20 protein-coding genes are annotated in these 18,125 nt (G+C 61.0%); 7 read left to right on the top strand and 13 right to left on the bottom strand.

Features of this window, described 5'->3' with window-relative positions:
- The first annotated feature begins 149 nt into the window (after nucleotides 1–149).
- On the top strand, nucleotides 150–437 hold the full coding sequence (rpmB, locus tag AB3X55_06640) for a 50S ribosomal protein L28 (protein MEX0503256.1): 288 nt from the start codon (nucleotides 150–152) through the stop codon (nucleotides 435–437).
- A gap of 76 nt (nucleotides 438–513) precedes the next feature.
- Here rpmB and cobT read toward each other — a convergent pair whose 3' ends face one another.
- The 3 genes from cobT to AB3X55_06625 form a co-directional block, all read right to left on the bottom strand.
- Nucleotides 514–2,364 (bottom strand): cobaltochelatase subunit CobT, encoded by a 1,851-nt coding sequence (gene cobT, locus AB3X55_06635; protein MEX0503255.1) that lies wholly within the window; start codon nucleotides 2,362–2,364, stop codon nucleotides 514–516.
- A gap of 6 nt (nucleotides 2,365–2,370) precedes the next feature.
- The gene (gene cobS, locus AB3X55_06630) at nucleotides 2,371–3,360 is read right to left on the bottom strand and encodes a cobaltochelatase subunit CobS (GenBank protein ID MEX0503254.1); all 990 of its coding nucleotides are present in this window, start codon (nucleotides 3,358–3,360) and stop codon (nucleotides 2,371–2,373) included.
- Between the two features lie 62 nt (nucleotides 3,361–3,422).
- Nucleotides 3,423–4,016: a DnaJ domain-containing protein gene (locus tag AB3X55_06625; GenBank protein MEX0503253.1), complete on the bottom strand. Its 594-nt coding sequence runs from the start codon at nucleotides 4,014–4,016 to the stop codon at nucleotides 3,423–3,425.
- Between the two features lie 66 nt (nucleotides 4,017–4,082).
- Here AB3X55_06625 and AB3X55_06620 point away from each other — a divergent pair, with 66 nt between their 5' ends.
- Complete coding sequence (locus tag AB3X55_06620) at nucleotides 4,083–4,340, top strand: BolA family protein (GenBank protein MEX0503252.1); 258 nt, start codon at nucleotides 4,083–4,085, stop codon at nucleotides 4,338–4,340.
- Between the two features lie 44 nt (nucleotides 4,341–4,384).
- Here the strand turns inward: AB3X55_06620 and AB3X55_06615 are convergent, their stop codons facing one another.
- The 4 genes from AB3X55_06615 to AB3X55_06600 are packed head-to-tail and all read right to left on the bottom strand — an operon-like array spanning nucleotide 4,385 to nucleotide 7,909.
- Entirely contained in the window at nucleotides 4,385–4,966 is a 582-nt protein-coding gene (locus AB3X55_06615) for a DUF2889 domain-containing protein (GenBank protein MEX0503251.1), read from the bottom strand.
- On the bottom strand, nucleotides 4,959–6,227 hold the full coding sequence (locus AB3X55_06610; protein ID MEX0503250.1) for an HlyC/CorC family transporter: 1,269 nt from the start codon (nucleotides 6,225–6,227) through the stop codon (nucleotides 4,959–4,961). The genes AB3X55_06615 and AB3X55_06610 overlap by 8 nt, the downstream gene beginning before the upstream one ends.
- Entirely contained in the window at nucleotides 6,224–7,336 is a 1,113-nt protein-coding gene (gene aroB / locus AB3X55_06605) for a 3-dehydroquinate synthase (GenBank protein ID MEX0503249.1), read from the bottom strand. The genes AB3X55_06610 and aroB overlap by 4 nt, the downstream gene beginning before the upstream one ends.
- Before the next feature lie 9 nt (nucleotides 7,337–7,345).
- Nucleotides 7,346–7,909, bottom strand: coding sequence for a shikimate kinase (locus AB3X55_06600; protein MEX0503248.1), 564 nt, complete (start codon nucleotides 7,907–7,909; stop codon nucleotides 7,346–7,348).
- Nucleotides 7,910–8,168: 259 nt separating this feature from the next.
- Between AB3X55_06600 and AB3X55_06595 the strand changes: the two genes are divergently transcribed.
- The 4 genes from AB3X55_06595 to AB3X55_06580 all read left to right on the top strand — a co-directional run bounded on the left by AB3X55_06595 (nucleotide 8,169) and on the right by AB3X55_06580 (nucleotide 12,455).
- Nucleotides 8,169–8,306 (top strand): hypothetical protein, encoded by a 138-nt coding sequence (locus AB3X55_06595; GenBank protein ID MEX0503247.1) that lies wholly within the window; start codon nucleotides 8,169–8,171, stop codon nucleotides 8,304–8,306.
- Entirely contained in the window at nucleotides 8,287–10,503 is a 2,217-nt protein-coding gene (locus tag AB3X55_06590) for a hypothetical protein (protein ID MEX0503246.1), read from the top strand. Before AB3X55_06595 ends, AB3X55_06590 begins: the two co-directional genes overlap by 20 nt.
- A gap of 4 nt (nucleotides 10,504–10,507) precedes the next feature.
- Nucleotides 10,508–11,443, top strand: a complete 936-nt coding sequence (locus tag AB3X55_06585) for a site-specific tyrosine recombinase XerD (protein MEX0503245.1) — start codon at nucleotides 10,508–10,510, stop codon at nucleotides 11,441–11,443.
- A gap of 64 nt (nucleotides 11,444–11,507) precedes the next feature.
- Nucleotides 11,508–12,455, top strand: coding sequence for an acetyl-CoA carboxylase carboxyltransferase subunit alpha (locus tag AB3X55_06580; protein ID MEX0503244.1), 948 nt, complete (start codon nucleotides 11,508–11,510; stop codon nucleotides 12,453–12,455).
- Nucleotides 12,456–12,505: 50 nt separating this feature from the next.
- On the opposite strand, the gene AB3X55_06575 is transcribed toward AB3X55_06580, so the two are convergent.
- From AB3X55_06575 to AB3X55_06565, 3 genes are all read right to left on the bottom strand, one after another.
- Nucleotides 12,506–13,366: a carbon-nitrogen hydrolase family protein gene (locus AB3X55_06575; GenBank protein ID MEX0503243.1), complete on the bottom strand. Its 861-nt coding sequence runs from the start codon at nucleotides 13,364–13,366 to the stop codon at nucleotides 12,506–12,508.
- Nucleotides 13,363–13,620 (bottom strand): glutaredoxin 3, encoded by a 258-nt coding sequence (gene grxC, locus AB3X55_06570; protein MEX0503242.1) that lies wholly within the window; start codon nucleotides 13,618–13,620, stop codon nucleotides 13,363–13,365. The genes AB3X55_06575 and grxC overlap by 4 nt, the downstream gene beginning before the upstream one ends.
- A gap of 82 nt (nucleotides 13,621–13,702) precedes the next feature.
- Entirely contained in the window at nucleotides 13,703–14,443 is a 741-nt protein-coding gene (locus tag AB3X55_06565; protein MEX0503241.1) for a double zinc ribbon domain-containing protein, read from the bottom strand.
- Nucleotides 14,444–14,559: 116 nt separating this feature from the next.
- Between AB3X55_06565 and AB3X55_06560 the strand changes: the two genes are divergently transcribed.
- On the top strand, nucleotides 14,560–15,483 hold the full coding sequence (locus AB3X55_06560; protein MEX0503240.1) for a methyltransferase domain-containing protein: 924 nt from the start codon (nucleotides 14,560–14,562) through the stop codon (nucleotides 15,481–15,483).
- Nucleotides 15,484–15,487: 4 nt separating this feature from the next.
- Here AB3X55_06560 and mutT read toward each other — a convergent pair whose 3' ends face one another.
- Genes mutT through AB3X55_06545 form a run of 3 tightly spaced genes read right to left on the bottom strand, consistent with a single transcriptional unit; the run spans nucleotide 15,488 to nucleotide 17,998 of the window.
- Nucleotides 15,488–15,910 (bottom strand): 8-oxo-dGTP diphosphatase MutT, encoded by a 423-nt coding sequence (mutT, locus tag AB3X55_06555; GenBank protein ID MEX0503239.1) that lies wholly within the window; start codon nucleotides 15,908–15,910, stop codon nucleotides 15,488–15,490.
- A gap of 4 nt (nucleotides 15,911–15,914) precedes the next feature.
- Nucleotides 15,915–17,141, bottom strand: a complete 1,227-nt coding sequence (gene argJ, locus AB3X55_06550; protein MEX0503238.1) for a bifunctional glutamate N-acetyltransferase/amino-acid acetyltransferase ArgJ — start codon at nucleotides 17,139–17,141, stop codon at nucleotides 15,915–15,917.
- Nucleotides 17,138–17,998: a peptidylprolyl isomerase gene (locus tag AB3X55_06545; GenBank protein ID MEX0503237.1), complete on the bottom strand. Its 861-nt coding sequence runs from the start codon at nucleotides 17,996–17,998 to the stop codon at nucleotides 17,138–17,140. Before AB3X55_06545 ends, argJ begins: the two co-directional genes overlap by 4 nt.
- Between the last annotated feature and the right edge of the window lie 127 nt (nucleotides 17,999–18,125).

Below are 18,125 nucleotides of genomic sequence, written 5' to 3'. Positions count from 1 at the left end.
GGGCTGAATCACCGCCCCGATATGAGGGCGATTCGGCCTTGACCTGATCCGGGTCGTGGCCTATACCCACGCATCGTATTTCATGGCTGGCCTGTGGGCCGGCCCGCCGCGCCCGGCGCGGCATATTGTCGAAAGATGGGAGCCGAAAAATGGCCAAGCGCTGTCAGATCACAGGCAAGACCGTGATGTCGGGTAATAATGTCAGCCACGCAAACAACAGGACGCGTCGGCGTTTCCTTCCCAACCTTCAGCATGCCACGATGCAGAGCGAGGCACTGGGTCGCCGCGTCAGCCTGCGTCTGTCGACAAGTGCCATGCGCACCATCGAAAAGCATGGTGGACTTGACGCCTTCCTGCTGCAGGCCCGCAATGCCGAGCTTGCCGACGAAGCCCGCCAGCTGAAGCGCGAGATCATGGCTGCCCAGGCTGCCAGCTGACCCGTGCATACACAGTGATAAACAGCCCCGTCTTTCGGCGGGGCTTTTTTCATGCCTGAAATGATGAATGGGAAGGTCAGGCGACGCGGCGGTGGCGTCTGTTGGCGTCCTCGTCGAACAGATCCGTCAGCTGGCCGACAACGGCCCCGCCAAGCTGGTCAACATCGGTGATGGTCACGGCGCGGCGGTAATAGCGGGTGACATCGTGGCCGATGCCGATGGCCAGAAGTTCAACCGGTGACCGTGTCTCGATATGGCCGATGACCTCACGGAGATGCTTTTCGAGATAGCTGCCACTGTTTACCGACAGGGTGGAATCATCGACCGGTGCCCCGTCGGAAATGACCAGCATGATCCGCCGGTCCTCGGTACGCGCCAACAGGCGGTCATGTGCCCAAAGCAACGCTTCGCCGTCGATATTTTCCTTCAGGATGCCCTCGCGGAGCATCAGGCCAAGCGACTTGCGGGCACGCCGCCACGGGGCATCCGCACCCTTGTAGATGATATGCCGCAGATCATTCAGCCGCCCGGGCGCCGATGGTTTGCCGGCCTGCTGCCAGACCTCGCGAGACTGACCGCCCTTCCAGGCGCGCGTGGTAAAGCCGAGAATCTCGACCTTGACGCCGCAGCGTTCAAGCGTCCGTGCCAGGATATCGGCTGTCACGGCGGCAATGGTGATTGGCCGACCACGCATTGATCCCGAATTGTCGAGAAGCAGCGTCACCACCGTATCGCGGAACTTTGTATCCTGTTCCATCTTGTAGGACAGGGGGCTGAGCGGCTGGGTCACGACACGGTGAAGCTTGCCTGCATCAAGAATACCTTCTTCAAGATCAAAGTCCCAGGATCGGTTCTGATGCGCCATCAGCTTGCGCTGCAGCCTGTTGGCAAGCTTGCCGACAACCGAGGCGACATTTTCCATATGCCGGTCGAGCATCATGCGAAGCCGCTCAAGCTCCTCCGGCTCACACAGATCGGCGGCGGCAACAATCTCGTCAAAGCGGGTGTCGAAGATGCGGTAGGCATCCTGGCTCGGGCCACGGTCCTGATTCTGTCCATGCATGTCCGAATGGGGTGAATCACCATCCGACATACCGTCTTCGGCTCCATCAGCATCGACCATGTCGCCATCTTCGCTGGCGCCGCCGTCACCGGCATCCTCCATGCTCTGGCCGTCTTCACCGTCGGACTGGTCCTCGCCTACCGACGACTGTTCGCCGCCATCCTCATTCTGCTGGTCGCCACTATCCTCGGACTCATCGCCATCATCCTCGGAGTTATCCTGATCCGAAGCCGAATCACCCAGATCGGTTTCAAGCGCCCCGATCAGACGCCGCGACACTTCGGCGAACCGGGCCTGATCCTCGAGCGAATCATCCAGCTCCGAGAACAGATCGCCGGCCCGGCTCTCCACCCAAGGCCGCCACAGATCCATCACCATCGACAGATTCTGCGGTGGCGGTGCCCCGGTCAGTTTTTCCCGAAGCATCAGGCGCACGACTTCGGCGATGCCGGCCTCGTCAGCCTGCCCCGGCGCCTCGATCTGGCGGCCCTCATAACGCTGGTTCAGTGCCGCTTCGAGATTGTCACCAACCCCTTTCAGATCGCGCGCACCGATCGCCTCGACACGGGCCCGTTCGGCGGATTCGAAAATGGCCCGCGCCCCGTCAAGGCTAGGACACAGCTTGCGATGTGTGGTGTCGTCATGATGGGCAAGCCACAGCGCCGCACCATCGGCAGCGCCGCGAAGGCTGGCGCGTTGCTGGGCTGTGGCACGCGGTGGCAGCGCCGGAAGGCGTACCTCTGCCTTGCCGACATGCGTATCGGTGCCGGCATAGCTGACCTGATGGTCGACACCGCCGGCCACCGCGCGCATCGCGGCGGCGGTTGATTTCAGGAACTGCTGATTTGCGTCATCATGCGCCATGAGGCGTTAGCCGGCGGCGGCCTGACGGACCGGCGCCTCTGGCAGGTCAATGCCAAAACAGCGCTGGTAGTATTCGGCCACGGTCGGGCGTTCCACCTCGTCACACTTGTTCAGGAAGCTCATCCGGAAGGCCAGTGTCATATCGTTGAAGATCAGGGTGTTTTCGGCCCAGGTGATGACTGTCCGGGGCGACATCACCGTCGACAAATCGCCAGACATGAATCCGCTCCGGGTCAGGTCGGCCATGCGCACCATCTTGGCAAGCGTCTCGCGACCTTCGGTATTGTCATAGGCTGTCAGCTTCGCGGCGACGATACCCACCTCGTCCTCATGTGGCAGATAGTTCAGCGTCGTGACAATCGACCAGCGGTCCATCTGGCCCTGGTTGATCTGCTGCGTGCCATGATACAGGCCGGTGGTATCGCCAAGACCAACCGTGTTTGCCGTGGCAAACAGGCGGAAGCTCGGGTTGGGATGGATCACCCGATTGGTGTCGAGCAGCGTCAGTTTGCCGTCAACCTCCAGAACACGCTGGATCACGAACATCACATCGGCACGGCCGGCATCATATTCATCAAAGACGATCGCCACCGGATTCTGCAGCGCCCACGGCAGAATGCCCTCGCGGAATTCTGTAACCTGCTTGCCATCACGAAGCACGATTGCATCCTTGCCAATCAGGTCGATCCGGCTGATATGGCTGTCCAGATTGACCCGAATGCAGGGCCAGTTCAGCCGCGCCGCGACCTGTTCGATATGCGTCGATTTGCCGGTGCCGTGATATCCCTGGATCATCACCCGCCGGTTGTGTGCAAAGCCGGCAAGGATGGCCAGTGTCGTATCATGGTCGAACTGGTATGCCTCGTCGCGTGTCGGCACATATTCCGAACCTTCGGAAAAGGCGGGCACCTTCATGTCGACATCCAGCCCGAACACGCTGCGAACATCGATTTCGGTGTCCGGCGCAGCAAGTGGATGGGCGGTCATCTTGGTCATGGTCTGGTCATTGGGCATAACAGTGTGGTCTCCGAAAACACGTCGCCAGCGTGGCGTCTAGGTCAGGAAATGGTTTGTGTGGCGGCGCTTTGCAATGATTTGCGGATCAAATCATAGGCCAGGTTGATCTCTTTTAGACGTTCCTCGGCCCCGGCGTCACCCCCATTAATGTCGGGATGATGTTCTTTTGCCAGCTGCTTGTATTGCGATTTGACCTGACTCAGATCGTTGACAGGTTCCATTTTCAGCGTTTTCCACGCGCGCCGCTCTTCCGGGCTGAGATGCCGTCCACCGGGTGCCGCGCCGCTGCGGTTTTCAAAATCAAACAATCCCATCGGATCATCGAACATCTCTTCGGCGGGTTTGCCGGTGGCGAATTTCCAGCTTGGCCGCTCCCATGTGGTGGCGCGCCGGATCTCGGCTTCGAGCGCTGCCCCCTGCAGCCCTTCATAGTAATTCCATGACTTGTTGTAGGCACGGATATGTTCCAGGCAGAACCAGATATAGTCGCGCAACGCATCGCGTGACTTTGGCGCTGGATAATGCGCCTCGGCCTTGCATCCCTCAGCCGCACAGAGCCGGGTCGAGCCGGTGGTCTGCGGGTCTGTCTCGGCATTGCCGGGGATCTTGACCTCTGGTCTGGAGGGGCGTCTCATAACCTGTTCCATCATAACGCCATGCCGCTGGCTGGCAACCTCAACCCCCGCAGCAGGAGATAGCACATGACCATGGCGGACACCATAGCTGGCAAGCTCAAACAGGCACTTTCGCCGCGTGAGATCGAGGTTCTTGATGTCAGCCATAAACATGCCGGCCATGCGGGCTGGCGCGACGGCGGCGAAACACATTTTGAGGTCAGGGTCCGCGCCGATATATTTGCCGGCAAGACCCGTGTTGAATGCCATCGGATGGTGAATGCCGTTCTGGCCGATGAACTGGCCAGCAGCGTGCATGCGCTTCAGCTCGATCTGTCTGCCTGAAGCGGATCAATCAGGCGGGGATTGCGTGCGGTTATGCGCGGATTTCAATCCTCGACAGCATAGGCAACACAGCTGTTTGCCAGCGCGCTGTCGCGCTTGTCACCACGGGCCCGCGCCGTTTCCAGACCACTGCTGCCAACCGGTACGCGCGCCTTGCGGGCATCTTCTCCATAGCGGGTCTGATAGGCGATGGTCCCGACGGTTCCCATCAATTCACTGATATGGGTGCAGCCATGTCTGCCACCAATGGCCGCGGTGACGCGACGACGCCACCCCGGCCCGATGGTCAGCCCGACCAGATTCTGGAACACGTCATTTGCCGTTGGACAGATTTCATAGGGGCCGGAAATGGTAATCGCCTCGGCGGCGGTCACCGTCATCGACATGTCGACTGTCACCCGTACCTTCATGTGATGCACGAACTGGTCCGGAGTGACTTCGCCGCGGAAATCCGAAGGGAAACTGTAGGTCTTGTTGTCGGTGATCTCGGCCTCGATGTCATATTGCCCGTCCTCGCGAACAAAGCCGTTGCATCTGATATTACGGTTATGCACCTCCTCGCGCGGGGCGGGCGGGCTGAGGGTGACCGTGTGGTCGTCGCCATAGGGTGTGGCGGGTCTATCCATGTCCGGTACTCCAGAGTCGCAGGCTTGTGAGCTGGTTGCCGTCGCGTTTCAGGATCCTGAAACGAATGTTGTGGAAGCGGAATTCCTGACCTGGCCTCGGAATTGTCCGGCTTTCATAAAGCACCAGACCGGCTATCGTCGAGGCATCCTCGTCCGGAAGCTGCCAGGCAAGCGCCCTGTTCAGGTCACGGATGGTGACCGCGCCATCGACAATCCACGACCCGTCAGGCTGGGCTGTCAGGCCGGCCAGATCGATATCATGCTCGTCATCAATGTCACCGACGATCTCCTCGAGAATGTCCTCGAGCGTCACGATTCCCTGTAAATCGCCATATTCGTCGACAACAACGGCAAAATGTTCACGCCGGGTACGGAACGCCTGCAACTGGTCGAACAGCAGCGTCGTTTCAGGCACGAAATAGGGTTCGCTGACAATATTCTGAAGAAGACCAAGCCCATCGCCCTGCGGCGCGCCTTCACCATGACGCCCAACGGCGCGCAGCAGATCCTTGACGTGAAGCACGCCGATGATGTTGTCCGGATTGCCAGAATATACCGGATGCCGGGTGTGCGGGGATGCCAGAACCTCGCTAAGCAGCGAATCAAGGTCGCTGTCGGCATCAATCATCTTCACCCCGGCCCGGTGGGTCATGATCTGCTCGACGCTGATTTCGTTTAGGTCGAGAACCGATGACAGCATGGCCTGTGTCTCGCGGCTGTCGCCATCACCCTCGGCGCCATGAAGTTCGATCATGCCGCGAAGCTCTTCCTCGCGGTCGGATTCGTCGGCCTGACGCTTTCTGATCAATCTGTTGGCAAGGATGCCGAGCGCGATCGAAAGTGGGCTGAGAATGACAACGACAAGCCGCACCGCCGGTGCGATCAGCAGGGCGTATTTGTCTGAATTGTTCAGCGCGTATGTCTTTGGCATGACTTCGGCAAACACCACCAGCACCACGGTCATGGTGATTGTGGCCCAGACCACACCGGCATCATCAAGTATCGAGATGAAAACAGATGTTGCCAGTGCCGAAGCGATGACATTCACCGCATTGTTGCCGATCAGGATCGAGCCGATGAGCCCTTCGCGGTCATCGCGCAGCTTTTCGACAAGCATGGCGCGGCGGTTGCCCTTTCCGGAAAGCTGGCGCATGCGGGCATCCGATGCGGCGGTCAGCGCCGTTTCGGCGCTCGAGAAAAAGGCCGAGGCAAGGATCAGCAGCAAAATGATGGCGATCAGTCCCAGAAGGTCACCCGTCATCGGCTTGCATCCAGTACGCGTATAAGCATGTCTTCCGGAACCTCATCACAGACAAAGCTGTCGCCGATGGCGCGTGGCAGCACGAACCGCATACGGCCATTCCGCACCTTCTTGTCACGTCGCATGATATCGATCAGGGACGGCGTTGTCGCGGTGCAGGCCGCAATGTCACCAAGCCTGACCGACAGGCCGCTGGCGGCGATATGGGCGGCGGCACGGCCACCATCCTGACCGTTGCACAGCCCCATTTCCCCGGCCAGCCGATAGGCCAGCACCATCCCGACAGCGACCGCCTCGCCATGAAGAAGTCGTCCGTCATAGCCGCACACCGACTCAAAGGCATGGGCGAATGTATGGCCCAGATTCAACAGCGCCCGACGCCCGGATTCACGTTCGTCGGCCTCGACAATGCGCGCCTTTGCCGTACAGGAGGTGATGATGGCATGGCGCAGCGCCGCCTCGTCCCGGCGCAGAACATCATGGCCGTGCGTCTCCAGCCATTCAAAGAATGCGGCGTCGCCCAAAAGCCCGTATTTGATCACTTCGGCATAGCCGGCGCGCAACTCGCGCTCCGGCAGTGTCTCCAGTGTCGTGATGTCGATGATCACGGCGCGGGGTTGGTGGAAGGCACCGATCAAATTCTTGCCGGCGGCGGCGTTGACCCCGGTCTTGCCGCCAACCGAACTGTCCACCTGTGCCAGCAAGGTTGTCGGCACCTGAATGAAATCAACCCCACGAAGAAGACTTGCCGCGGCAAAACCGACCAGATCGCCGATGACCCCGCCACCAAGCGCGATAAGAACCACGTCGCGATCCACACCAAGCGCCAGAATATCCTCCAGAAGACCGCCCAGAACCGGCATGCTCTTGCTTGCCTCGCCCGAGGCGACCGTCAGACTGTCGATACGGCGGCAGATCGTGCCGCACGCCGCCTCGAGTGGTGCCAGATGATGCGGTGCCACAGCGGCGTCGGCGATGATCACGACATGACGATCCGCGAGCTGCGCGCTGGCAATCTCATGCAGTTTCGCAATCAGGTCGCGGCCAACAGTGATGTCATAGGCGCGGTTGTCGAGTCCGACAGTCAGGGTGGATATGTCTGTTACCATGACAACGACCTATTTAACCGAAAGATGGCTGTCAAGGGCGCGCAGCACCGCTGTTACGGCTGCCGCTGCCGACAACTGGTCGGTGGTGACAGTTATATGCGCCTTTCCATAGTCGGCTTCGCGTTCTGCGGCCAGATCGCGCAGCGTCGCCAGAGGGTCTTGCGTATGCAGCAATGGCCGACTGCTGAATGATCCGATTCTGGAAAAGAGTGTTTCGGGCTGGGCCTGCAGCCAGACGACGATCGTTCTTTCGCACAGCAATTCTGCTGTTTCAGCTGTGCAGATCGACCCGCCACCTGTTGACAGAACCACCGGCCCGATATCCGCAGCGGCGCTGATGGCCTCGCGCTCCAGGCTGCGAAACTTGTCCTCGCCGGCCAGTTCGAAGATTTCCGCGATGGTGATGCCGGCATTTGCTTCGATGTCGCTGTCGCTGTCAATGAACGGAAGGTCAAGCCGCTGCGCCAGGCGTCGCCCGACAAGCGACTTGCCGCTGCCCATCATGCCAACAAGCGCGATAGGCCTGTCGATGGCCTTGGCAACAGCTTTGGTTAGGGTGGTGATATCTGACATTGTGGACCGTGTGGTTGGCATGGCGGGGTGCATTGTGCCTGACATGGTGTGTGCCCGCAATTCTGCAAGAGCGGCACATCTGCCAGAACCGCAAATATGCTGGCGTCATCCGGCTGCCCACCACCGGGCCGGGCCACAATGCCGTATTGCAGACATATTCTTGCCATACACACCCATTTACCTGACCATATGACCGAATTGTCGGTCTGAAGATGTATCGTCCTCATGCAGATCATGTGGGCGCGATAGCGGAGCGGACATGAATCGTATTGGTATAGTGTTGATTATTATTGCCGGATTTGCCGGTGCTGGACTTTTTGCGTTGTCAGCGTGGGAAATCCCGGCCCCGACAGTTGCGGTGAACAAGGTCGTTCCGAATGAAACGCTTGCTAACTGAGACGCCGGTCATGGCGCGTGCCATCCTGGCCGGCTTTACATTGGCCGGTTTCACATTGACCGCAGCCACATTGATCGGTGGGGTGTTTGTCAGCAGCGATGCCATCGCGCAACAGGCTGCGACCACCCAGATGCCGAATCAGGAAACGGGCCAGATCGATTTGTTGGCCACGGTGCAGGACAATAGCACCGACCAGAGCGCACCCACCATTTCGTCCATCGATGAAGCGGTGAAGGCCATTTCGGGTGAAGCTGGAAATGGTAACGCAACCGGGGCTGATGCCGGTACCGGCGTGGTTGACAGCGCGACGCCTGTGATAATGACTGTATCTCCATCTGCCGACACCGATACGGCCACTGAATCAGCCACGCCGTCTGCGACATCAACGCCGCCAGCCCTGTCCTTGTCGCCATCTGCCAGTCTCCAGCGGGCTGACGCGCCAAAATTCGGCGTCACCGATATCGGGGTCGATCCGGCGTCCGGCGAGGCTGAAAGCCTGACCGCGACAATCTGGCGGGGCACGTCGGTTGAGCGCGCCGTCATGCTGCTTGATACCGGTATTGTGACGGGATCGTCACCAACCCTGTCGTCGCTTGCCGGCGATGTGGTGGCCCGCCGCGCGGTGCGCCCGGATGGGGCAAGTGAGGCTGACCAGACATTGATGTCGAGACGACTTGACTGGCTTGCCGCTGCCGGCCGGTCGGACGATCTGGCGGTGATGGTCGACCAGCTTCCCAATGAGGCCCCCTGGCTTGAATGGAAGCAGTGGCTTGTCGAAACACAACTGATGTCCCGCCGCGATGATGATGCCTGCCGCAATGTCATGTATCAGGTTGGCCGCACATTCGAGCCGTTCTGGCACAAGGCAAAGGTCATCTGTACAGCGGTCCATAAGGGCGATATCGCCGGCGCACAGTTCGCTGCTGATATCCTGCTTGCGATGGGGGTGGACGACCCCGTGTTCACCGGTCTTGTCGGCAAGCTGCTGAACGGCACCGATCCCGGTCCCATCGACCCGGCATTGATTGACCAGCTTCACATCGTGCTGATGGAGGCGGCGCATCATGATATCGATGTCGCCGGCCTTGAAATGCTTCCCGACAGTTCGATCCAGACGGCGGTCGGGCTTCGCTATCTGGGTCCGGACGCACGTCTCGTGGCCACCTGGCGGGCACTTCGCTATGGGTTCATAGATCATGGCCGCGCCGCCAAGCTGTGGCGCAGTGTTGCCATTGAGACGGATTCGCCCCAGCTGGCGCTGGCCCGTCACCAGAGTCAGCCATCGGCCCTGACCCGGGCGCTTGTCTGGCGTGCGCTTGATGCCGAAAAATCAGCCAACCGCCTTCCCGTCATCGCGGCGGCGTTTGATGCCGATATTGCGGCCGGCGCCGGCTGGATGATGGCCCCGCTCTATGCCGAGCTTGGCCGCGAAGCACTGGCATTCGACGGTGCCGAGGCTGTGCTTGAGGGTGATGGCGCGCTTCGAACCAAGCTTTCGATGCTGATTGGCGTAGGCGATACCGCTGAAATGCCGACCATGCTTGCCGGTGGCGAGGCCCGTGCGGCGCGCGACCTGCTGAACATGCCGCAGACAGGTCTGGCTGACATGCCGGCGCTGGCAAAGCTTGGCAAGTTCAGCCTGTTGCCGCTTGCGATGTCCGGACAGGAGCTGGCAACCGGTGGTTCCGGCGAGGCAATGTCCTGGCTTGTTGCGGCATCTCCCGACGTGATCAGGACCGAGACGTTCCTGTCGGTATCGCCAGTCATTCTGCGGGCACTTGATCAGGCGGCGGCTGCCGGCCGGGTGGCGGAAACCATTCTGCTGGCACATCGTGCCGTTGGCGACAACGGCCTTGCGGCGATGAATCCCGCGGATGTGGCAAGGATCGCCGCCGCATTGACCACAGTTGGTCAGGCCGGCCCGGCACGTCAGTTTCAGCGTGAGGTGGTGGCGGCGCATCTGCTGGCTTCCGCCCATGCACAGGTGATGAACTCCCTGCCTGTCGCTGCGGTGACGGTGTCGCAACAGGCACCCGCCGGAATGGCAGCCGCTGATATGACGACCGGGTCGATGCCGGGGTCTGTCACTGCAACTTCAGGGACGGTTGAGGCGCAGAACATCACCACCGACAGCAGCAACGCTCAGGAAGGGGTGCTGGCACCGGCATCAACCACCGCCACCACCTCCACACAATAGGCCGATGGTGAAGACTGCCGCCAATCCCGCCAAGACTGATCGCCTCGTCACCGAATTCCTGCAGGCGATGGCTGCCGATCGCGGTCTGGCCAGAAACAGCCTTGATGCCTATCGGCGCGACCTTGCCGCAAGTCATGATCTTCTTGCCAGACGCGGCAGGCGCTTCGAGACCTGTTCGGCTGATGACCTGCGTGATCTTCTGGGGCAATGGCATGCGACCGGACTGGCGGCGCGATCGGTGGCGCGGCGGCTCAGCGCAATGCGTCAACTGATGGGATGGCTGGTGGAAGAAGGAATGCGCACGGATAATCCCTGCCGCTGGATCGATAGCCCGAAACAGCCGTCGTCTCTGCCAAAAAGCCTGTCGGAAGCTGAAATGGCGACGCTGATCCTTGCCGCGCGCGAGGTGCCGAATCAGCTCCAGGCACGGCGCATGACGGCTATGCTTGAACTTCTCTACGCCACCGGTCTGCGGGTGTCGGAACTGGTGTCGCTGCCGGTTGATCAATTCCGGCGCGATCTTGCAACCATTGTCGTCACCGGCAAGGGTGGACGTGAACGGCTGGTGGCTCTCGGTGCGCCGGCGCGCGCCGCGGTGGCATCCTGGCTTGAGGCGCGGGACGCCATGGCGGCCCATGTTACCTCATCCTATCTGTTTCCCGATGGCGACACGCATATGTCGCGCCAGCATTTCGCGGCATCCCTGAAAGAGCTTGCGGTTTCGGCCGGGCTTGATCCGCGCCGGGTCAGCCCGCATGTCGTGCGGCACAGCTTTGCCACACATATGCTGAACCGCGGCGCTGATCTTCGCGGTCTGCAAACGCTTCTCGGCCATGCCGATATTTCGACAACGCAGATCTATACCGCAACACGTCCGGAACGGCTTGCCGGACTGGTTGCCGCGGCGCACCCGCTTGCGAACACGAATCAACAGGATTAAACTGCCAAGCCTTTAACCGGCTCCGCGAATTCGGGGTCACTGCAACCATATGCGACAGGACGTCATGCGCCATTTTCTGGATTTCGAAAAGCCGATAGCCGCCCTTGAAGGCAAGGTCGAGGAACTCCGCCATATGAGTTCGGACGGCAGCATCAACATCGCCGATGAGATCGGCAAGCTGCAGACCCGTATCGAGCGCGAACTGAAACAGACCTATGAGAAGCTTGATCCCTGGGAAAAGGTACAGGTGGCGCGACATCCGGACCGGCCGCGCGTCAGTGCCATTATCAACCAGCTTTGCGAAGATTTCACGCCGCTTGCCGGCGATCGCAACTATGCCGAGGATTATGCCGTTATCGGTGGTATGGCGCGGTTCCGGGGTCAGGCTGTGATGGTCATGGGAACTGAAAAGGGAAGCAGCACCGAAGAGCGGATCAAGCGCAATTTCGGCATGGCGCGGCCCGAAGGCTATCGCAAGGCGACGCGTCTGATGGAACTTGCCGGGCGATTTGGGCTGCCGGTGCTGAGCTTTGTCGATACGGCGGGGGCCTATCCGGGGCGCGGTGCCGAGGAACGCGGCCAGGCCGAAGCCATCGCCACTGCCATCCGGTCCTGTTTGCGGCTGCCGACCCCGATGGTGGCTAGCATCATCGGCGAAGGCGGGTCCGGCGGTGCCATCGCGCTGGCAACCGGCAACCGCGTCGTCATGTTCGAACATGCCATCTATTCGGTGATTTCGCCGGAAGGATGTGCATCGATCCTGTGGCGGAGCGGCGATCACGCCAAGGAGGCTGCCGAGGCGTTGCGGATCACCTCTGCGCATATGAAGGAACTCGGCGTCGTTGATGCCATAGTTCCGGAACCCCTTGGTGGTGCGCATCGCGATCAGACAGCGGCGATTGCCAGCCTTGGCGATGCCTGTTTTGCCCAGCTGCGCGACCTTCAGCAGATGGATCGTGAGGCATTGATCGCTGACCGGGCAGCCAAATATCTGGCCATGGGCGACAGCTGACCTGTCGCGCCGCAACGGGCGTCATCCACCAGCCTGGAACATCACCGGTCTCAGGTGAAGTCAGAATCCGTATGCAATGACGGTATGGCGCGGCGTGCGCGGTCTACGGCACCGATATCAAGATCGGCATGGATGATGGCGTCATTGCCGTCAGCAGCGGCATTTTCATCATCGCTCGCGGCTTCGGCAAGGATCTCGCCCCAAGGCGAGATGATCAGCGCATGGCCATAGGTGCGCCGTCCATCGGCATGGGTGCCGCATTGCGCCGGCGCGATGATAAAGCTTCCCGTTTCAATGGCGCGGGACCGCAACAGCACATGCCAATGTGCCTTGCCGCTCGGAAAGGTGAAGGCGGCCGGGACCGTGATCACGCTGGCACCAGCCCTGGCAAGGGCGCGATAGAGATGCGGAAAACGGACGTCATAGCAGATCGTCAGACCAAGCCCGACACCGCCGCTTTCGCTCAGTTTCATTCTGTCACCAGCGGCGAAATGGTCCGATTCGCGATAGCGCCTGCCGTCTCCGACATCGGCATCAAACATGTGGATTTTGTCATAGGTGGCGCGGATTGTGCCGTCGCCGCCGATCAGGACCGACCTGTTCACGATCCGCGAATCCTGACGGCGACGGACGAAAACAGATCCGACAAGAAGATCGACCGCATGCCTACCGGCGGCGTCCGCCAGCTTTGCCAGCGACGGGCTGTTATCCTCCCATTCGGCCTCGGTCTGCAGCGCCTCGCGCGAGGCGGCAAGAAAGGTGGCGGCCTCGGGAAGGCAGATCAGACCGGCCCCGGCCCTGGCCGCCCTGTCGATCATCGGGACCAGTCGGGCCAGCGTTTCATCTGCTGTACCGGCAGCGCAATATTGCAGCGCCGCAACACGAAGCTGATCGACCGCGGTGCCGGTCATGTCGCCAGCAGATTGTCGAGCTTGCCAGCCTGTTCGAGTTCATACAACTCCTGACATCCTCCGACATGCGTGTCATCGATGAAAATCTGCGGTACCGACGTGCGGCCGCCGGCGCGCTCGCGCATTTCGGCGCGCAGCTTTGAATTTATCGAGACGTCAATCTGCCTGTAGACGACTTCCTTGCTGTCCAGCAGCCGAAGCGCCCGCGCGCAGTAGCCACACATCATCCCGGTATAGATCTCGACTCTCGGCATTTCGGTATCCGTCACGATCGTTGAACTGGTCATGGCATTGCTATCCATGATGAGGTGAATATCTGTTCACCCGCCGGGAAAATCAAGCGCCGGACAGCCCCGTCACACGGGCCAGCACAAGCGCCGATACAGGTCCGCTGCCGGCGTTGGTCAGGCGACGGGCGGCCTCGTTCAGTGTGGCGCCTGTTGTCATCACATCGTCAACCAACATGACCGGTCTGCCGCGCAGGCGTGAAACCAAATCCGGCGGTACGGCAAAAGCGCCGGCAATATTGCGCTGTCTCTGGTTCCGGCTGAGTCCGCCCTGGGTTCGTGTTGCCCGCTGCCGGACCAGTATGTCGGGGGCAAAATGACCGGTGCCGGTATGACGGCACAGACAGCGCGCCCATTCTGCGGCCTGATTGTATCGGCGCCGGAAATAGCGCCGCCGGTGCAGCGGCACTGGAATGATCAGGCTGGTATCGGTGGCAAGTTCCATGAACAGCCGTGCGCCAAGCCGTGCCAGAAGGGGGGTCAGCTGCAATCTGTCACCATGCTTGTAATGAAGTATCAGGTCGCGGGCGCTGTCGGCATAATGGAAACAGGCCCGGATGGCGGCCAGGGGTGGCGGGTCGGTCCAGCAGCCGGCGCAGAAAGGGTCGGCAAGGGTATGTCCAAGCGGCAATCCGCAGCGTGCGCATATCGGTGCGGAAATCGGGGTCAGCCCGTCCCAGCAGGATGCGCACAAACCGGTCGTGTCGGCAAACTGTCGACACAGCACGCATTGATGCGGCAGCAGCAATGTTGCCAGCTGCCTTGTGGCGGCGGTCAATGCCGCTGGCATATCTGTGGGCCTGCCCATGATCCGCGCAGCCTAGTCGGGGTCTGGTAAAGATATCCTTAAGAAGGGTTCATTTTCACTTGCCCTGCAGGGCCGCCATCGGTGATTGTGCGCGCATCATGAATGAGGCACCGACCATCCCGCGCTTGTTTGACAGCGCCGCCCAGCGCCGGAACCGCAGTCGCGCCGCGCCACATTTTGCCGATTTTGATTTTCTCAAACGCGAGGCGGCGCTCAGGATGGCCGACCGGCTGGCGCTGATGCGGCGTGACTTCCCGCTTTGTCTCGATTTCGGCTGTCATGATGGAATGCTGACCCGCACCTTTGCGCAGACCGGCAAGGTTGGCCGGGTGGTTCAGGCGGACCCGTCCCCTGTCTTTGCCGGCAGGGCTGCGGATGTCGGCCCACCGGTGGCTGTCGAATATGACAGCCTGCCATTCGCCGCCGGCAGTTTCGATGCCGTCTTTTCCTGTCTGCTCTTGCATTGGATCGATGATCTGCCGGGCGTCATGGCGCAGATCCGGCGGCTGTTGAAACCGGATGGACTGTGTCTTGTCAGCCTTCTTGGCGGCACGACATTGACCGAATTGCGGGGCGTGCTTCTGGAAGCCGAGCAGGAACTTGCCGGCGGTGCCAACCCGCGGACAGCGCCGATGGCCGACATTCGTGATGTTGGCGGTCTGCTTGGCCGTGCCGGGCTGGCGTTGCCGGTTGCCGATTCTGACAGGCTGACCATCACCTATCCGGATATGTTCAGATTGATGGCCGATCTGCGGGGCATGGGTGAACAGAACGCGCTTCTCGCCCGCAGCCGTACACCCGACAGGCGGCGGCTGTTTATGCGGGCGGCGGAAATCTATCATGACCGGTTTGCCACGCCGGACGGTCGCATATCTGCCAGTTTCGAGATCATCACCCTGACAGGATGGGCACCGCATGAAAGCCAGCAGACGCCGCTTCGCCCCGGCAGCGCGGCGCACCGGCTTGCCGATACGCTTGGCGCGTCCGAACAGGATCCCGAGGAACAGGACCCCGAAGCCTGACAATCTACATCAACAGGTCCTGAAGCACCGGGATCAGCGGCAGGTCGGCAGGCGGCATGTCATAATCGCGAAGACGTGCCGGCCTGACCCAGGCCAACTCGTTGCCTTCAAGCTGGCGCGGCGTCCCCTTCCATTTGCGGCAGACATAGACCAGCATCAGCAGGTGGAAATCCTCATAGGCATGGCTGGCAAAGCTGAGCGGTGCCAGGCAGGATTCAGCGGTGTCGATGCCAAGCTCCTCGCCAAGTTCGCGGATCAGCGCGGCCTCGGGGGTCTCGCCGGGCTCGATCTTGCCGCCGGGAAACTCCCACAGCCCCGCCATTGATTTACCGGCAGGCCGGCGTGCCAGCAGAACCCGTCCGTCGGCATCGATCAACGCCACGGCGCTGACCAGAACGACAGGATGCGCGCTTCCGGCGCCCTGCATTGTCTCAACTGCGGTAGTCGGCATTGATCGCGATATAGCCATGGGTGAGATCGCAGGTCCAGATCCGTGCCGCGCCTGTACCCTGTCCAACAGACACATCGATATCGATCATGTCGCCTTTCATATGCGCGGCGACAGGTGTCTCGTCATAATCCTCGACCCTGGCTCCGTCAGCGGCAATCTGGATGCCGCCAATCGCCACGCCAATGCGTGACTGGTCCAGTCCCGCACCGACCTTGCCGACTGCCATGACAATCCGCCCCCAATTGGCATCCTCGCCGGCAATCGCGGTTTTCACCAGCGGCGAGTTGGCGATGCTCATGCCTATCTGATGCGCCATCTGGTTGTCGGTCGCGCCGGTAATGGTGACGGTGATGAATTTCGTTGCGCCTTCGCCGTCACGGACGATCTGCTGTGCCAGATCCTGCATCACCGTATCGAGTGCGCGGCGAAACTCGTCAAGACGCGGATCATCAGCGGCGCCAACAGGCTGGTTGGCGGCGTCGCCGGTGGCAATCAGGATAACAGTGTCATTGGTCGATGTGTCGCTGTCGACCGTGATGGCATTGAAGCTTTTCCGGGTGGCGCTGGTCAGAAGGTCTGACAGCACCTCTTGCGGCAGGGTTGCGTCGGTGGCGACAAAGCCAAGCATCGTTGCCATGTTCGGGGCAATCATGCCGGATCCCTTGGCAATGCCGGCGATGGTGACGGGCACCCCGTCTATTGTGGCGCTGGCGCAGGCCCCCTTGGCAAACGTGTCTGTCGTCATGATGGCGTGTGCTGCGCCCTGCCAGTCTGCAGTGCCGCTGCACAGCGTTGTGAATTGCGCTGCCAGCACCGCCACATCAAGCGGTTCGCCAATGACCCCTGTTGACGCCATCAGGACCTGCCGCGCATCGCAGCCAAGCTGTGCTGCCAGACCGCGACAGCTGTCCTCGACAGCTGTCATGCCCGCCGATCCGGTAAAGGCGTTGGCGTTGCCGGCATTGACCAGGACGGCACGCAGACTGCCGGCCTGTGTGGCCAGAATTTTGCGGCTCCAGATCACCGGTGCCGCTGCGGCGTCCGATCGGGTAAAGACGCCGGCCATTGTCGCGCCGTCGCCAACCTGCATCAGCAGCATGTCATCGCGACCGGTATATTTCAGTCCCGATGCGGCGGTTGCCAGCGTCAGTCCGGCGACCGCCGGGATGTCCGGAAAGCTGGCCGGGGCAAGTGGTGAAACGGTCATTGCTGGGAAGGGGCCGCCGATTGCGCCTCGGCCAGCACATCGTCATAGGGGCGTACCTCGACGGTGGCGCTGGCACGAAGCGTTTCAACAACCCGCGCAAAACTCTGCCGCGACAGGTTGGAGGTGATCTGTTCACGCATCTGGTCGAGTGTCGGGGCCGGCGCGATGCTCTTGTCGCTGACCTGAATGACATGCCAGCCAAACTGTGTCTGTACGGGGGCGGCGGAATAGCTGCCGACCGGCATTCCGAAGGCGGCGTTTTCAAAGGCCGGGACCATTTGCCCCCGTCCAAAACTGCCAAGCTCACCCCCGTTCGGGCCACTTGGGCCGGTGGATTTCTCGCGCGCCAGCGTGGCAAAATCGGCACCGTCATTCAGCTGGGTGATGATATCCTTGGCCTGATCCTCGGTTTCGACAAGGATATGGGCCGCCTTGACCGTTTCGCGCGACGCGGTGTCTGCAACAAAAATGTCATAGGCATTCTGGATCGTATCCTCGGTGATCAGCGCCGACACCTGCTCGGTGAAATAGGCTTCTGCCAGAACCCGATTGGCGGCAAGCGCCATCGCGTTGGCCACAACATCCTGCTGGTCAAGGCCGCTGTCGCGGCCTGCCGCCGCGGCAAGCCGTGCGTTCGCGACCTCGTCGACAAGCTGGGAATACAGGTTGGCAAGACCGCCCTCGCGATATTCCGGCGGCAGCGTCTGGGCGACGGCCATGATCTCGTCAAGCCAGATCGTCTCGCCATTGAGTGTGCCAACGGCGATGCGGTCCGGGGTCTGCGCCATGACCGGCGCACATAACAAGCTGGCCGATACAAGGCTGGTGGCCGCAAGGGTGGTGAGGAATTTCATCATCTGTCCTTTCGGATGAACGGAATATGGTCCGGGCGGGTCGCGACGCGGCCCCGGCTGCCGGTGGCTTCTGATTGCTGCGCGATTGTTGCTGAAGCGCGGGCTGAATTCAAGCCTCGCGATGCGCGGC

Source organism: Alphaproteobacteria bacterium LSUCC0719 (genome assembly GCA_040839025.1).
Taxonomy (GTDB): domain Bacteria; phylum Pseudomonadota; class Alphaproteobacteria; order Puniceispirillales; family Puniceispirillaceae; genus UBA8309.
This window is presented reverse-complemented; position numbering and strand designations above follow the sequence as displayed.

What these genes read in the sequence shown, in the direction of transcription:
- AB3X55_06615 (MEX0503251.1), bottom strand. Translation starts at nt 4,966, where the DNA reads ATGGATAGACCCGCCACACCCTATGGCGACGACCACACGGTCACCCTC.
- AB3X55_06620 (MEX0503252.1), top strand. Translation starts at nt 4,083, where the DNA reads ATGACCATGGCGGACACCATAGCTGGCAAGCTCAAACAGGCACTTTCG.
- AB3X55_06585 (MEX0503245.1), top strand. Translation starts at nt 10,508, where the DNA reads ATGGTGAAGACTGCCGCCAATCCCGCCAAGACTGATCGCCTCGTCACC.
- argJ (MEX0503238.1), bottom strand. Translation starts at nt 17,141, where the DNA reads ATGACCGTTTCACCACTTGCCCCGGCCAGCTTTCCGGACATCCCGGCG.
- AB3X55_06545 (MEX0503237.1), bottom strand. Translation starts at nt 17,998, where the DNA reads ATGATGAAATTCCTCACCACCCTTGCGGCCACCAGCCTTGTATCGGCC.
- mutT (MEX0503239.1), bottom strand. Translation starts at nt 15,910, where the DNA reads ATGCAGGGCGCCGGAAGCGCGCATCCTGTCGTTCTGGTCAGCGCCGTG.
- AB3X55_06595 (MEX0503247.1), top strand. Translation starts at nt 8,169, where the DNA reads ATGAATCGTATTGGTATAGTGTTGATTATTATTGCCGGATTTGCCGGT.
- rpmB (MEX0503256.1), top strand. Translation starts at nt 150, where the DNA reads ATGGCCAAGCGCTGTCAGATCACAGGCAAGACCGTGATGTCGGGTAAT.
- AB3X55_06610 (MEX0503250.1), bottom strand. Translation starts at nt 6,227, where the DNA reads ATGACGGGTGACCTTCTGGGACTGATCGCCATCATTTTGCTGCTGATC.
- cobT (MEX0503255.1), bottom strand. Translation starts at nt 2,364, where the DNA reads ATGGCGCATGATGACGCAAATCAGCAGTTCCTGAAATCAACCGCCGCC.
- AB3X55_06625 (MEX0503253.1), bottom strand. Translation starts at nt 4,016, where the DNA reads ATGAGACGCCCCTCCAGACCAGAGGTCAAGATCCCCGGCAATGCCGAG.
- AB3X55_06560 (MEX0503240.1), top strand. Translation starts at nt 14,560, where the DNA reads ATGAATGAGGCACCGACCATCCCGCGCTTGTTTGACAGCGCCGCCCAG.
- AB3X55_06565 (MEX0503241.1), bottom strand. Translation starts at nt 14,443, where the DNA reads ATGCCAGCGGCATTGACCGCCGCCACAAGGCAGCTGGCAACATTGCTG.
- AB3X55_06575 (MEX0503243.1), bottom strand. Translation starts at nt 13,366, where the DNA reads ATGACCGGCACCGCGGTCGATCAGCTTCGTGTTGCGGCGCTGCAATAT.
- AB3X55_06590 (MEX0503246.1), top strand. Translation starts at nt 8,287, where the DNA reads ATGAAACGCTTGCTAACTGAGACGCCGGTCATGGCGCGTGCCATCCTG.
- AB3X55_06600 (MEX0503248.1), bottom strand. Translation starts at nt 7,909, where the DNA reads ATGTCAGATATCACCACCCTAACCAAAGCTGTTGCCAAGGCCATCGAC.
- aroB (MEX0503249.1), bottom strand. Translation starts at nt 7,336, where the DNA reads ATGGTAACAGACATATCCACCCTGACTGTCGGACTCGACAACCGCGCC.
- AB3X55_06580 (MEX0503244.1), top strand. Translation starts at nt 11,508, where the DNA reads ATGCGCCATTTTCTGGATTTCGAAAAGCCGATAGCCGCCCTTGAAGGC.
- cobS (MEX0503254.1), bottom strand. Translation starts at nt 3,360, where the DNA reads ATGACCAAGATGACCGCCCATCCACTTGCTGCGCCGGACACCGAAATC.
- grxC (MEX0503242.1), bottom strand. Translation starts at nt 13,620, where the DNA reads ATGCCGAGAGTCGAGATCTATACCGGGATGATGTGTGGCTACTGCGCG.